The organism is Hydrocarboniphaga sp. FW305-C-57 (assembly GCF_058783045.1).
The window spans coordinates 893264-907646 of sequence record NZ_JBYSYG010000001.1; the positions used below are offsets into that span (position 1 = coordinate 893264).

Consider the following 14383-nt stretch of genomic DNA (forward strand, 5'->3'; position numbering starts at 1 on the left):
CACCGGGAGGCACTATGCAATACATCAAGCTCGGCCGCACGGGTCTCGAGATTTCTCCGATCTGTATCGGTTGCATGGGTTTTGGCGATCCGTCGCGGGGCCATCCGAGCTGGGCTCTCGGCGAGCAGGCCGGCCGCGCCCTGATCCGTCACGCGATCGAAGCCGGCATCAACTTCTTCGACACCGCCAATCTGTACTCGCAGGGCACGAGCGAAGAAACCTTCGGTCGGGCGCTGAAGGACTTCGCCCGGCGCGAGAGCGTGGTGATCGCCACCAAGCTGGCGGCGCCCATGCGTGCGGGGCCCAATGCCCGGGGGCTGTCACGCAAGGCGATCATGACCGAGATCGACCATAGCCTCAGACGGCTGCGCACCGACTACATCGATCTCTACCAGATCCATCGCGCGGACCCGACCACGCCGTGGGAGGAAACGCTCGAGGCGCTGCATGATCTCGTGAAGATCGGCAAGGTCCGCTATCTCGGCGCGTCGTCGATGATGGCCTGGGAATTCTCCAAGGCGCGCCATCTGCAGAAAGCCAATGGCTGGGCCAAGTTCGTGTCGATGCAGAACCACTACAACCTGCTCGCGCGCGAGGAAGAGCGCGAGATGTTGCCGCTGTGCTTCGACGAAGGCGTGCAGACGCTCGTCTACAGCCCACTCGCGCGCGGCCGGCTCGCCCGGCCCTGGGGCGTTGCGACGGCGCGCTCGGAAGCGGAGCCGTTCGCCGCCGTGCTGCATGAACATGCCGACACGCAGGCGAGCGATCGGAAGATCATCGATGCCGTAGGCGCCGTCGCCGCGGCGCGCGGTGTGAGCCGTGCGCAGATCGCGCTGGCCTGGCTGCACCGCAATCGCGTCGTCGCCGCGCCTGTCGTGGGCGTTCTCGACGCCGCTCATATCGATGAGGCCATCGCGGCGCTGTCGATCGATCTGGACGATGACGAGGCGAGCCAATTGGAAGCTTCCTATACGCCGCGCCGCGATATCCAGGGCATCTCGGACCCTGCGGCTCTCGCGCGCATGGCCGCGGTCAGCGGCGTCAAGCTCGCCGCCGCCTGATCGCAGGCCGTCGGCAGAGATCAACGGAATTCAACGCAAAATTAAGGACGTAATCATGACGATCTTGGTAACGGGTGGTACGGGCCTCGTGGGCTCGCGTTTGTTGCGGCGCCTGGTCGAGTCGGGAGTGGAATGCCGAGCGCTCGTGCGCGCCGGCAAGGAGCTTCCGTCCGGCGTGATCCCGGTGGTCGGAGACCTTTTCGATCCGGCTTCGCTCGCGTCCGCCGTCGAAGGCGTTTCGGCAATCGTGCATCTGGCCGCCGTGTTCCGCACGGCCGATACCGACGAGATCTGGAAGGCCAACCTCGAAGGCAGCCGCCAGCTCATCGCCGCGGCCCAGCAGTTCGCGCCGCAGGCACGCTTCATCATGGCGAGCACGGGCCTGGTCTATGACGCGCACGGCCAGCGGCCTGGCCGCGAAGACGATGCCGCCGATCCCCAGCTGGCGTATCCGGCGAGCAAGCTCGCGGCCGAGAACGAGCTCCGCGCCAGCAATCTCAACTGGTCGATCCTGCGCCTCAGCTTCGTCTACGGCGACGACGACGGTCATCTGCAATCGGTGCCCAAACTGGTCGGTGCGTACAAGTGGCATCCCGCGAGCAGGCTCAGCATGATTCACCATCGCGATGTTGCGACGATCGTCAAGCTCGCGCTGGAAGGTGCGATGGACCGGCGCATCGTCAATGTCACCGACGAATCGCCGATGTCGATTTACGAAATCGCAACGCTGGTCGGTGAATCGATACCGCCGTCGTCGGAACCCCTGGCGAACCCGTGGTGGGGCCAGATCGATGGAGCGCTCGCGCGCAGCCTGGGTTTTCACCCGATGGTCGCGACGGCCTATCAAGCGGCGCGTGAGAACGCACTTTGAATTTTCAGCGATGTCCGGTCCCGGGCGAGCCGTGAAACGCCTATTGTTCGTCGTCCTGCTTGGAGTTCTTGCCGTGACTGCCTGCGTCGCCTATTTCCAAAGCTCACCTTCCCGCTATTCGGAATCTCAGCAACAACGAGACGGGCGCTTCCACAACGCGCTGCCGCGCCCACCGATGGGCCTGTGGCAGGGCATGAAGCTGACCTGGACCTTCTTCTTCGCGAAGCCCAAGGGCACGACGCCGGACCGGCCGATTCCCGTGCGCGCCCTCGATCTCGAGCAACTGCAGGCGGCGCCCGAGCGCAGCCTGTATCGCCTGGGACATTCGACCGTGCTCATGAAGCTCCGCGGACGCTACTGGATCACCGACCCGGTGTTTTCCGAGCGTGCCTCACCGGTGCAGTGGGCCGGCCCCGCGCGCTTTCATGCGCCGCCCATCGCGATCGAAAACCTGCCGCCGATCGCGGGCGTGATCCTTTCGCACAATCACTACGATCATCTCGACCAGGCCGCCGTCATGCAGCTGGCCGCCAAGACCGGCCGCTTCGTCGCGCCCCTGGGTGTCGGTGATCAACTGATCGCCTGGGGAGTCGATCCGGCCAAGGTCGAGCAGCTGGACTGGTGGCAATCGACCGAAGTCGACGGCCTGCGATTGACGGCCACGCCGGCGCAGCACTTCTCGGGTCGCGGCCTGACCGACACGGATCGCAGCCTGTGGGCTTCGTGGGTCATCCAGGACGCGGACCTGCGCGTGTTCTTCAGCGGTGACAGCGGCTACTTCGACGGCTTCAAGAGAATCGGCGATGCCTACGGGCCGTTCGATCTGACGCTAATGGAAACCGGTGCCTACGATGAGCGCTGGGCCTTCGTGCATATGCAGCCCGAAGAGACCCTGCAAGCCCATCTCGATCTGCGCGGCCGCTGGCTGCTGCCGATCCACAACGGCACTTTCGATCTCGCGTTGCATCCCTGGGAACAGCCCTTCGAGCGCGTCGCCGCGCTGGCGGCCGCGCACGGCGTCGCGCTGACCACACCTGTGATGGGCGAGCGCATCGACATGCTTGCTCCGGTGCCGGGCTCGGCATGGTGGAGGAAAGACGCCGCGCTCCGATGACAGCGGGCGCGTGCGGACTCTGGCGCAATCCGCGGATGGCCTCGTCGAAATCCGCTCAGGCTTTGCGGAGTCGGCGCAATTCGTGTCGGGTGGTTCTCAACGGCCAGCCTGCGACAGCCATTGCCTGCCCTCGGCATAAAGTGCGCGCGACTCGTCGGTGTTGTCCACGATCTGCCCCGGTTGTATCGAATATCCCTTCTGGCTCAGCGACAAGGCCAGATAACGATAGGCGGGGGGGAAGGCATCCTCGTTCATGAAGAAGCCGATCAACCAGAATCTCAGGGAAGGCCCGACGCTATCCATTCTGTCTTTCTGATAGATGCAGAACCGGCGCGCGATCCGCCAGGCATCGGCCCTCTTCTCGACGAAGTCGAAGAACTGCGCTTCAGAGCTCACATCGAGCTCGATGCCGAGCGGCCCGAGTGCTCTCGCCTGGATCGTGACCGGTGTGATCGCAATCGCGCGATCACCGGCGATGTCGACGATCGAGGGCTTCATGACATGGGACGACATCGCTCCGCCTTGTGCCATCGCCCTGGAAGCGTCGACGAAGCCTGGAAATTTTCCCTTGAACCACGAAACCTGAATCTCGCCATCGGCGTGGAAGGTATCGAGCAAGTCGGACCACATGCCGTGGTCTCGAAAGTATCCCCACTTGAGAATGAGTTGACCGATGTCGGAGCGGGCTTGGTAAGTGGCGTTCACGGTAGTGGCCGGCGTGGTGCTGAATGTTTCCGCCGCGTTGGTGGGCGCAGGGCCGAACGACAGCGCGAAAAGTAGGGTTGAGAGGATCCTTGCAGACTTCACGATGCGATCGTCCTCGGTGGCGGCTCCGTCGATCGGCAAGGCTGCTGGCGTAAGGCGCTTCGTGGCATTGGAGAATGCTCTCTGCTCCGACGCCGGGCGCCGTGGAAGACGAAGAGGATCGGTTCGCCGATGGTGATGGTCAGGCCCGCCATAAGAATCCGGGTCCGGGCAGGTGACGGCCGTCGTCGCTGCCGACCTCGCGCTGGACCAGCCGGTTGAGCTTGGCGTTCATGGTCATCACGAGTTCGCGCACCGCCTCGGGCTCGTGGGCGAGGTTGCGGGTTTCGCCCGGGTCTTCGAGCGTGTCGTAGAGCTCCAGGTCGTTGCGCGCGAGTAGTTCCTGCCAGGAGCGTGGCGTGTGATGCTCGTTCGGCGCGAAATAGCGTGCGAACTTGTAGCGACCGTCGTAGACGCCGCGCATCTGGCCGCGCTTGCCGAGCAGTCCGCGGAACTGCGGTTTGCGCAAGCTCAGCAGGCTCGTCGCACCGCTCTTCTGGCGTTCCTCGTCGAAAGCCAGCGCGGGACGTGATCCTGATAGATGAGACTGGTCCAGTGCAGCAGGATGCCGTCGTCGCCATTCGTGCGCGGCGCTGACCCGTCACGGCGCAGGATGACGCCGCTCAAGTCGCAACCGACCAGCTCGGGTACTTCGCGCTGCACCGTGGCGGGCGACACGCCGGCCAGGCCGAGCAGCGTCGGCGCCATGTCGATGTGACTCGCGAGCGCCGGCGTCGACGCTGTGCCGGCGAACTGCGGGTGATGCACGAGCAGCGGCACCTGCATGGCTTCGCGATACGGCAACGCGCCTTTGCCTCGCAGTCCGTGCACGCCGAGCATCTCGCCGTGGTCCGCCGTGAAGATCACGATGGTGTTGCCGGCCTGGCCGCTCGCATCGAGCGCATCGAGCAGCCGCACGATGTGCAGATCGCTCTCGCGAATGCAGTTGTAGTAGTAATTCACGAACTCGCGGCAGGCCTGCTCGTTCTCGTAGGGCAACCGGCCCATCGCGATCTCGTCGCAGAGCGCGTATTCGATCGCGGCGGGAACCCGGGTGCTCAGGTCCACCGGCCCGAAATTGGCGGGCAGGGGATAGCCGAGGTCTTGCTGGTAGAGCGCGGTCTGCGGCGGTCTGGCGAGCTCGTCGGGATAGTTGATCTTGCGGGTGGCCGTCATCTCGGGCCCCGACGTGAAATACATGATGTCGTGCGGGTTGACGATGTTGACGGCCGCGAACCAGGGTGGGTCGCGGTCCGCCTTGCGCTGCAGGAAAGCCACCGCCCGGTCGGTGGTCTCGGTGTCGTCGCGATGGCCGCCGAGCACGCCGTCGAGCTCGTGCGTGGTGCCCACTTCGTCGAAGCCGAAGCTCTGGATCTCGTCGCGCACCTGCTCCGGCGTCCAGGCCGCGTGCTTGCGTCCATAGAGCCGGCTCAGATGCCATTTGCCGAAGTAGGCGGTGTGATAGCCCGCAGCTCCCATGAGTGTGCCGAGCGTCGGCGCATCGCGCTTGAGCGAAGGGGCGTAAGGCAGCGGGATGTTGTCCCAGACTCCGTTGTTCTGGGAGTGCTGGCCCGTATAGAGCACGGCGCGAGCGGTCGAGCAGACCGGCGTGGGCGTGAGTGCCCGAGAGAAGCTCAGCGATTCGCGCTGCAGCCGGGCGCGGCCGGGACAATGCGTATCGATGAAACCGGCCGGCAGCAGCGACCAGGCCTGCTCCTGGTCGCTGGTCACGAGCAGGATGTTGTAGGCCTTGCTGCCCGCGACGGCAGACAGTTCGAGCCTGGGCTGCTTGCGGCTGCGCATGCCGAAGCCGAGGCCGATGGCTCCCGCGGCGGTCGCCGCACCGATGCCGCCGAGCAACTTGCGACGCGACATGCTCATGCCCTGGCTCCCGTTGATTTCGTCGAGGTCAATTCTGTTGTGGAATTCATGTGCATCGGCCTTTCTCCCGGCGGATGTCGGTCCGGCAAGTGCCTACCAGGTTCGGATCAGACGCAGCGCCACACCGCGGCTGACCTGTGCGTTACGCGCATAGAAAGTATCCGCATAGCTGATGTTGATGCCCGCGTGCTCGGCGATGCGTATCGCCGCGAAGGGCCCGCCGCTGTAGGTGCGAAGCCGGAAAGGTCGTTCGGGCGCTCCGGACCCGCTGTCGTCGGTGGTCTGGATCACGGCTACCACGTTGAACCCGAATGCGAAGCGACCGACCACTTTTTCGATCGCGAACTCGGTGTTGAAGAACTGCCCCGTCCTGATCTCGGTGTCCTTGTTGATCGTGTTCCAGCCGTAACCCGTACGATTGCCCACGGTGATGCCCGAAAAGCTGTCGTAGTACTGAGGCCCGAACGAATACACCATCGCGGTCTCGAGTCGGCTGGTGTAGTAGTTGAGGCTCGGGTTGGGAGCACGATCGCTGCGGTACTCGCCATCCGGAATCGCCACCGCCAGATCGATGCCGTACCTGAAGCGTCTGTCAGCGCTCGTCCGCGTGAAGAAGAATGCGAACACACTGTCGCTCAAGCCGCCGACCTCACGGTTCTGGGCATCGAGTTCGGCCTGCTGCGCGCCAGAGACTTGCGTGACCACACGATTCAGCGATGCGTTCAATCCTGCTTGCAGGGCGGGGGGCAGCGATGGTGACGGTTCCGGTCGCAGCTGTACTGTTTGCTGCGAGATCGAAACCTCTCGATCCATGCGCTGATAAGCGCGGCTCAGGCTGACGCCCAGGCGGTTTCGTTCGACGCCGGTGTCGAAAAGGTAGCCGATGATGAAACGATACTGCTGCGAAAGCTGCCGATAGTCGATCGCTGCGGATCCCACGTCGACGTTGTAGGTGCCGTCAGGAATTGCACCGCCCGTCGCAATGCCGGTCGGCAAGGGGATCGTCTGACCGGGAACCGAGATGTGATGGCCTTTGTCGTCCACCACTTCGTAGGAGTCGAGATAGGCCATTGCCGCAGTGCCGAAGAAGCCAACCTGTTCGATATCGGCGGCCATCTCTCCACCGAGAACCGGTAGGCCAGCCTGGCGCAGGCGATATCCTTCGGCGGCTGTCGACGCGGGACTCCACAACAGTGCTTCGAGGGCCAGGAAAAGGGCGGCCGGCCCCATTGGGAAGAATCCCGCTTTGCTGCTCATGAATCTCCTCCGATGTCTTTGTTGAATCTTTCGGCAACGCTGTCTCCGGGAAACCCGTTCGGGCAGCGCGCACTTTGTTCTTTGCAATCGATAACGCGATCGATGGTCGCGGTGTACAGCCTTGCGTCGGGGCTAGTCGGCTTCGCCAGGCAGACTGCTGGTCGTGAACGTGAGCAGGGTGTTCATCACCGGCGATGGGGAAGAGCGAGGACAGGTCGTGGCGTGCTCTGCCACGACTCGTTGCTGCGCAATCAAGCCAGTGCGACGAGGTGTCGTCAGGAACATGGTTTCTTCTCTCCGGACATCGGGCCTTCGGTCTGGATTGCCGATGGTCACGAAGTGCCGGGTAAACTCTATGTTGCTGCGGCATATAATCGAAGATGCCTGAATCTTCGAGCTGCATAAGAAAATGAATCAGCTACTGTCGATCACCAAGCTCTCCGCGCTGAGGGATTTCCTCGAAGTGGTCGAACGTGGCAGCTTGCGTGCGGCTGCGCGTCATCTCGGTACGGCACAGCCGACGATCAGCCGCAACATCCGCGAGCTCGAGCGGAAACTGGATCTGGAGCTGTTCGAACGCAGCGCGACCGGCACCCAGCTGACCGAACTGGGCAAAGTCTTCTACGGCCGTGTCAAAGGCGTTCAAGCGGAACTGCAGCGCGCCCATGAAGAACTCGAGCAACTGCGTGGACACGGGCAGGGAAGCATCCGTGTCGCGCTATCGTCGGTTGCGCAGATCACGCTGCTTCCGGACGCCATGGCGGCATTTCGCAAGCGCTATCCGAAGGTGAAGATCGAAATAATCGACGGCATGTTCGCCCGCATAGAAAGCGAGCTGCGCAATGGCGTCATCGACTGCTACGTTGGTCCCGTTCCCGAGCAGGTCAGCAGCGATTTCCGCATCGAGAAACTGTTCGACAGTACGCACGTCGTCGTCGGTCGAAAGGACCATCCACTTGCAAAAGCCAGGTCGTTGAGCGATCTCGCGCAGGCCGAGTGGGCCTCCATCGTCATCTCGGGCAGCGTCGGCAGCGATCTCACGGCCCTGTTCGCGCATCACGGACTTCCGGTTCCGCAGCCCGCCGTGAAGGTGCATTCCGCACTGTCGATGATGCTGGTCGTATTTCAGAGCGATCTGCTCATGCTGGTTCCGCTGAGCTGGGTGCAATCGCCACTATGGACCGACACCCTGGTGCCGATTCCGATCGACGAGATCGCGCCAGCGCCCGCGATCTGCATGGTGCGGCGTAATGCCTTGCCGCTGACGCCGGCTGCGGAACACTTCTGCGACATGATGCGCCGAGGCGCATCGCACTTGGCATCGCCGACCGGAAAACTCGCTCCTCGCCGCTCACCGAAGAAAAGCTGAAAGCGGCAGCGCGTATCGACATGAGGGTTCCGTCACCGCGCTCGCCACGGCGGAGGAAAAGCGCTGTGCTCCGTGAAGGCGATCCCGCGCAGGCTATGGCCCGCGATCTGCGGGCGGTGTCCAAGTTTGTTCGAGCTTTAGCGGAGTCGGGCGCAATTTCAGCTGGGCCGCAGCCACTGCGTTGTTGAGGCCGGAGCACAGCAGCTGCGTGGTGCTGGGCCGCTCCGGAACCTCGCGTGCTTTGCGCTCCAGCGGATCGCAGACGGGCAGGATGCGCGGGAATGCGGCTCCGCGTAATGCGCCTCCTGGCAATGAGTCGTGCCTGAAGTGAACCGGCATGCGCTTGGCCGACGGCGCCCAGACCACATCGTCTCCGGTCCAGCGCAATGCAAGTGCGCGGCGCCGCCGGCTCCGATGACGGTTGCCGTAGCTGCCGTGCAGCGTGAGCGGATGGAACATCAGGATATCGCCCGGCACCATCTCCCAATCGAGCAGCTCGTAGAGCTCCGGGTTGGCGTTGATGTCCGGCACATCGCTCATCTGCTCGTCGATGATCGCCGCGACGTAGTCCGGCGATATCGCCTTGAATCGTTGCGGCCAGCGATGCGAGCCTTTGACGTAGAGCAGGCCACTGCTTTCACGCGTCACCGGATCGAGCGGAATCCAGAACGAGGTGATCTGCTCGCCACGGATAGGCCAGAACGACAGATCCTGATGCCAGGGTGTCGGTGCATCGGTCCCGGGTTCTTTCACAAACATCTGGTCGTAGAAGAAGCGCACTTGTTCGGAGCCCAGCAGCTGCTGGGCCCAGTGCGCGAACGGACCGTAGTAGATGGCATCGCGAAGCTCGTCGATGCGCTTCCAGAGAAACGTATCCATCTGGTAGCCGCGCGTCTTGCGTGACATGAAGCGCCCCTGCACCGACAGCGCCGAGCGCGCGTGCTCGACGCCGCTTTCGATCAGCGCAAGCCAGTTCGGCGCGATCGCCTGCTGGACCATCAGCACGCCATCTTCGTGATAGCGCCGAATCTCGGCATCGGTAAGTCGCCGCAGCGGCGGGGTCGGATACGTCATCGTCATTCTCCGTCGAGAGCGGGGTCAGAACTGGTAGCGAACGAAGGCTTGCGCGTAGTCTCGATCGCGCATCAGGTTGGCCATGCCGGCGCCGAAGAACCAGGTATAGCCGAGCGTGAGCGACAACGAATCGCGATAGCGCGCTTCCACGAGCGCATCGGCCTGCTTGCGGCCTTCGACGAAATTGCCGCCCGGTCCCGGTGCGGTGCCGAGCACGTCGTGGGCCCAGCTCAAGGTCGGCTTGAGGCTGATGCTGGGCAGCACGCTCTCGTAGCTGAAGATGCCGATCACGCGATAGCCGGTCGAGAAGCGATCCGGAAACAGATCGCGATCCTGCTGATGCGGATTGAAGCGAATGCCATCGGCGCCGTAGCTGCAGCTCGGATTGAGCGAGCAGGCCTGGCGACTGCCATCGGCACCCGAGCCGTCCGCGCCGGCGCTCGCGTGGGTGTAGGTTCCCGGCGCTTCGAACTGGAGCTTATCGAGCGCGGGCAGGCCCGGAACCCAGGTCGCGCCCCATTCGCCGACGACGATGATCTGATCGGCCCGGACCCAATTGTCCGGCGACAGCACGCGCGAGACGCCGAGGTTGAACTGATAGACCGCCTCGCGTTCGTAGCCGGCGATGTAGCAGTCGGCTCCGCGATGGTAATCGGCGAGCGTCATGCTCGGCGAGCACGGGGCGTTGTCGCCGACCACGCCACCGCGATACGCCGTCACGAAGCTCGGAAACGCGCGCGCCGATCCGGGCACGTGGCCGATGCCGACGTTGACGAGGTCGGGATACGGACGGTCGCCGTTGGCGTCGACGAAGTCGCTGTTGCCGTAGTTGATCGCATTGCCGTCGGCGTCATAGCCGATGCCGACATTGAGCAGGCCGGCCGAACCCGCGCAGCCGACCGTGCGATCGTGGCAGCTCGTGAGCGTCGGACCGAAGGCCGCGAAAGCCATATCCTGCGTATCGATCTGCAGCGGCAGATTCGGGCGGAACGCGATCTCGCCCTGTAGCGCGTAGTCGCCGATCGTGGTGTTGAAGCTCGCGCCGATCAGGTGGATGTCCTCGGGATACTCGAGCTGGAAGCGCGCAGTATCGAGCGGTGCCGCGCTGTCGGTCGCACCGGCGGCCGAGTCGCCCGGCGACGTCAGCGCATGCAGGAACGGAATGTCCGGGCAGGCTGCCAGAAACGAAAGCAGGTCGGTCGCGTCGATGCCGAGCGGGTTGCCTTGCGCGCGGGCGCAGCTCGCCTGCGTGGCGTAGAAGCTCGCGATCGGCAGTCGCGAGTGGTAGTTCATGAAGTAGAGCCCGACTTCGACGCCGGAGCCGATCGACTCGAAGTAGTACTTGAGCGCCACGCCGAACTGTCCGCTCGTGCGTGGACGCGCATCGGAAACGCGATCGATGTTCGAGGTGGTGTTGCTGAGCCCGGAGAGTGGTGAATCGAGCGGACGGCCGAGCTGCTCGGCATCTTCGGCGACATTGCCGGTGCTGATGCTGATCGAATCCACCGCGTTGCTCGTGCCGATATCGAGATCCGAGAAGTAACTTCCAGGCGCGACGGTTTCGACGCTTTTCCATTCGAGCTGGTAGAACATTTCCAGGCTCATGCCGCTCAAGGGCTCCAGGCTCACGAAGGCCATGTTGATCGGCGTGAAGACTTCCTCGGTGCTCTTGCCGATGCGATAGAGATTGTTCGCGTTGACCGGGTTGGCCTGGTTGAGGCTGTTGATGACGAGCGTGGTGCTTTCGCCCCAGCTCACGGTCTGCCGCCCGAGCTTGAAGCTCAGATTCCGCTCGTCTCCGATCGGAAGCTGGCCGAAGAAATTGAGGTCGAGCAACTGGAAATCGGTACCGATCTGGCGCAGGGTTTCGCCGTCTTCACGGCGTTCGCGTACGTAGCCGCCGGGGCCGTAGGAGAGTCGCCCGCGATCGCTCGGCTGGCCCCAGGGCCTGCTCGAAATCAGGCCCGTCAGCAGCGATGCCGGTTGTGTGAGCAGCGTGCCGATCGGATCGGGCAGCGTCAGCGGCGACGACGGCGTCGCGCGCCCGACCTCGAGCCGGTTCTGCGAGGTGATGCGGTTCGGATGCGTCTCGGTGAATTGCTCGTTGCGGCCGTCGTAGAAGAACAGTGCGCGTGCGAACAGCCCGTAGTCGCCACGCGTGATCGTGAGGTCCGACGCGAGCTTGGTGACGGCCGAGAACACCTCGCCCTTGTCGTAGTTGAGATTGCCGTCGTCATTGTTGATCGAGGCCGCTCCGGGCGCCGCGACGAGCGTCTGCGCCGGGAACAGCTGGTCCTTGAACAAGCCCTGGCAGCTTTGGTAGGCGCCGTTCGGTCCGGTGCACAGCATCGGATCGAGATTCGATTTTCCGACCAGATTGTTCGCGCGGCTTTCGGTGCGAACGCCGGCGCCGAAGCTCAGCGAATTGTTGAGCACCGCCGTCGCCGTCTCGCCGGCGATCGGAACCTCGAAACTGGCTGCGTCGGCCGCGCCGCTCGCGGCGAGCACGATCAGGGCCTGGCATGCGCGGGCCACGAATTTGTCGGCCATCGTTCTCCCCCAGATTTCTGGTGTCGTTCTCGATCAGGGCTTGCGCCGTGTCAGCAAATCGATCGAGGCGCGGACCAGGCGATCGGCTTCGCTCGCGGGGCCGTCGTGCAGCACGGTGCGGTCGGGCCTCAGGACCGCGCACCATCCGGCCGGGGCGGCTCCTGGCATCAACTGCGCGTCGAGGCATTCGTAGGCCCCGCTGTCGGTCGCGGCTGTGCCGTGCGCGCGCAGCTGTAGCGAGCTGCCGCCGAGTGCGGCCCAGGCTTGTCGCGTGGCCGGTGTGAGATGCGCGGACGCATCGACACCGAAGCCGACGAGCACGAGCCCGCTACCGAGCGCATCGTCGCTGAGCATCACCCAGCCGTCTGATCCGCGAACTAGCCCCTGCGGAATCTGCGCTCCGCGCTTGAGTCCGGCGCGCCGCCGGCCGCGCACGAACAGGCCGTCGGCGAATTCGTTCTTGGGCTTGATGCCGAGTTCGTCGAAGTGCCGGCGCAGCGCAGGCAGCAGCCGCAGTGCGGCCATGCTGCCGTGCACGAGGATCGCCATGAGCCTGCTGCGCGGCATGACGAGCTTGCCCATGAACTTGGCGAGCCGGATCATCTTCGCCGCGTGCGGCCTGCGCTCGATGTCGTAACTGTCGAGGATTGCCGGCGCGGCGCGGCCATCGATGACGGCAGCAAGCTTCCAGGCGAGATTCAGCGCGTCGCGCAAACCGGCCACCAGGCCCTGGCCGACGAAAGGCGGCGTGACATGCGCCGCATCGCCGACCAGGAAGACGCGGCCACGCGAGAAGCGCTCGCAGCAGCGCGCATGGAAGCGGTACACGGCCTTGCGCTCGATGCGGATATCGGGTGCATTCGTCCATTGCGAGAGCAGGCTTCTGATGGTGTCGTCGCGCTCCATCTGTTCACGCGTTTCGCCGGGCATCAGCATGAACTCCCAGCGTGTGCGTCCGCCCGGTGCGACCATGTGCGGCGTTGGTCGCCGCGAATCGCAGAGAAACTCGACGTGGTCGAAGTCGCCGGGCACGTTGCGCGCGTCGACGATCAGCCAGTCTTCGGCATAGGTCTGTCCGGTGAATTCCTGCCCGATCGCCTTGCGCACCTGCGATCCGGCGCCATCGGCGCCGATCAGGTAGCGCGCACGCACTCTGCGTTCGCGTCCACCCGATTCACGCAAAGCCACGTTCACGGTCTCGGCTTCGTCGACGAAGCCGAGCATCTCGGTCGCGAGCAGCGTGCGTACGCTGGCCTGCGCGGTGACCACGGCACGCAGGGCGCGCTCGAGATCGGGCTGATAGAAGGTCACGAGCTTGGGATGCCCGTCGATGTCGCCGCTGGTGTTCACGCGCCCGAACAGGCCCACATGCGGGCACAGCATGCGCACCTGCGGAATCACGACCCTGTCGAAAGCGTCGTCGCCGAGACCGGCCGCCTGCAGAATGCGCAACGCCTCGTTGTCGAGCGCGATGGCGCGCGGCGACATCAGGATATCCGCGGCCTTGTCGACCACGAGCGTGCTGACGCCATATCGGCCGAGCAGCGCCGCGAGCGCAGCCCCGACCGGGCCATAGCCGACGATGAGCACGTCGACGGATTCGATGGCGTCGTCCGCGGGCTGTGCCTGCGATGAAGTATCGAGTGTCATCGTGGTGCTCAGCTGCGGGCGACGAGGCGCGAGACCAGCGCCGGCATCAGGCGCAGCATCAGCGGCAGAGCGCGCACGATTCCGGGGCGCACTTCGGCGACGCCTGCGAAGCTGCCGCGCAGGGCCGCAGCCGCGACATCATCGGCCCGCAGCTTGCGCACCGACCGGTGCGCGACTGCGGGCGTATCGACCACGGGCGGCAGCAGCTCGGTCACCGTGATGCCGATCGGAGCGAGCTGTCCGCGCAGCGACAGGCAGAGACTGTGTAGCGCGGCCTTGGCGGCGGAATACAGCGGCGCGCGTTGGGTCGGGGCGAGCGCGTAGCCCGAGCTCACCACGAGCAGCCGGCCTTCTCCGCGAGCGCGCAGGGCCGGCAGGAATTCGGCGATCAGGTTCACCGCACCTTCGAGGTTGCTGCGCAGCTCGCCCGACAGATCGAGCATCGCGAGATTGGCGGAGGCGAAATTGATTTCGCGCAAGCCGCCTGCATTGCTGATGAGCAGGTCGATCGAGGCCGCACGGCTTTCGACCTGCTGCGCGAAGCGGCGAACCGCGATGCGGTCGGCGACATCGCAAACCATGGTGAAAACGCCTGGGAATTCGCGCTCGAGCGCGGCGAGTTTGGTGGCGTCGCGGCCGCAGGTGCAGACCTGCCAGCCGTTGGCATGCAGCTTCGCGACGAAGGCCCGGCCGATGCCGGAGGAGCCGCCGCTGATGACCGCTGTCTTGGCGGAATGCGGATTCATGCGGAC

At 64.5% G+C, this 14383-nt stretch carries 12 protein-coding genes; 4 read left to right on the plus strand and 8 right to left on the minus strand.

Translation table 11 applies throughout. From position 1 onward, the window contains the following. Positions 1 to 14: 14 nt before the first annotated feature. Genes AC3WUM_RS04110 through AC3WUM_RS04120 form a run of 3 tightly spaced genes read left to right on the plus strand, consistent with a single transcriptional unit; the run spans position 15 to position 3046 of the window. Positions 15 to 1061, plus strand: a complete 1047-nt coding sequence (locus tag AC3WUM_RS04110) for an aldo/keto reductase (protein ID WP_492408855.1) — start codon at positions 15 to 17, stop codon at positions 1059 to 1061. Positions 1062 to 1116: 55 nt separating this feature from the next. Continuing rightward, the gene (locus tag AC3WUM_RS04115; RefSeq protein ID WP_492408856.1) at positions 1117 to 1932 is read left to right on the plus strand and encodes an NAD-dependent epimerase/dehydratase family protein; all 816 of its coding nucleotides are present in this window, start codon (positions 1117 to 1119) and stop codon (positions 1930 to 1932) included. A gap of 31 nt (positions 1933 to 1963) precedes the next feature. Then, positions 1964 to 3046 (plus strand): MBL fold metallo-hydrolase, encoded by a 1083-nt coding sequence (locus AC3WUM_RS04120; RefSeq protein WP_492408858.1) that lies wholly within the window; start codon positions 1964 to 1966, stop codon positions 3044 to 3046. A gap of 96 nt (positions 3047 to 3142) precedes the next feature. On the opposite strand, the gene AC3WUM_RS04125 is transcribed toward AC3WUM_RS04120, so the two are convergent. From AC3WUM_RS04125 to AC3WUM_RS04140, 4 genes are all read right to left on the minus strand, one after another. After that, positions 3143 to 3892: a nuclear transport factor 2 family protein gene (locus AC3WUM_RS04125; RefSeq protein WP_492408859.1), complete on the minus strand. Its 750-nt coding sequence runs from the start codon at positions 3890 to 3892 to the stop codon at positions 3143 to 3145. A gap of 100 nt (positions 3893 to 3992) precedes the next feature. Beyond that, complete coding sequence (locus AC3WUM_RS04130; protein ID WP_492408860.1) at positions 3993 to 4319, minus strand: hypothetical protein; 327 nt, start codon at positions 4317 to 4319, stop codon at positions 3993 to 3995. Between the two features lie 2 nt (positions 4320 to 4321). Then, the gene (locus AC3WUM_RS04135; RefSeq protein WP_492408862.1) at positions 4322 to 5731 is read right to left on the minus strand and encodes a sulfatase family protein; all 1410 of its coding nucleotides are present in this window, start codon (positions 5729 to 5731) and stop codon (positions 4322 to 4324) included. Positions 5732 to 5824: 93 nt separating this feature from the next. Next, positions 5825 to 6988 carry a transporter gene (locus AC3WUM_RS04140; RefSeq protein ID WP_492408864.1) on the minus strand — a complete coding sequence of 388 codons (1164 nt, stop codon included), beginning with the start codon at positions 6986 to 6988 and terminating at the stop codon, positions 5825 to 5827. Between the two features lie 409 nt (positions 6989 to 7397). On the opposite strand from AC3WUM_RS04140, the gene AC3WUM_RS04145 reads away from it, so the two are divergent. Continuing rightward, positions 7398 to 8357, plus strand: coding sequence for a LysR family transcriptional regulator (locus AC3WUM_RS04145; protein ID WP_492408866.1), 960 nt, complete (start codon positions 7398 to 7400; stop codon positions 8355 to 8357). A 93-nt stretch (positions 8358 to 8450) separates the two neighbouring features. On the opposite strand, the gene AC3WUM_RS04150 is transcribed toward AC3WUM_RS04145, so the two are convergent. The 4 genes from AC3WUM_RS04150 to AC3WUM_RS04165 are packed head-to-tail and all read right to left on the minus strand — an operon-like array spanning position 8451 to position 14377. Beyond that, positions 8451 to 9431: a phytanoyl-CoA dioxygenase family protein gene (locus tag AC3WUM_RS04150; protein ID WP_492408868.1), complete on the minus strand. Its 981-nt coding sequence runs from the start codon at positions 9429 to 9431 to the stop codon at positions 8451 to 8453. A 24-nt stretch (positions 9432 to 9455) separates the two neighbouring features. After that, complete coding sequence (locus tag AC3WUM_RS04155) at positions 9456 to 11981, minus strand: DUF1302 domain-containing protein (RefSeq protein ID WP_492408870.1); 2526 nt, start codon at positions 11979 to 11981, stop codon at positions 9456 to 9458. 33 nt (positions 11982 to 12014) lie between these two features. Further along, the gene (locus AC3WUM_RS04160) at positions 12015 to 13631 is read right to left on the minus strand and encodes a bifunctional 3-(3-hydroxy-phenyl)propionate/3-hydroxycinnamic acid hydroxylase (RefSeq protein WP_492408871.1); all 1617 of its coding nucleotides are present in this window, start codon (positions 13629 to 13631) and stop codon (positions 12015 to 12017) included. Positions 13632 to 13639: 8 nt separating this feature from the next. Then, a complete protein-coding gene (locus AC3WUM_RS04165; protein WP_492408872.1) occupies positions 13640 to 14377 on the minus strand; it encodes an SDR family NAD(P)-dependent oxidoreductase in 738 nt (245 codons plus the stop codon). Positions 14378 to 14383: the final 6 nt, after the last annotated feature.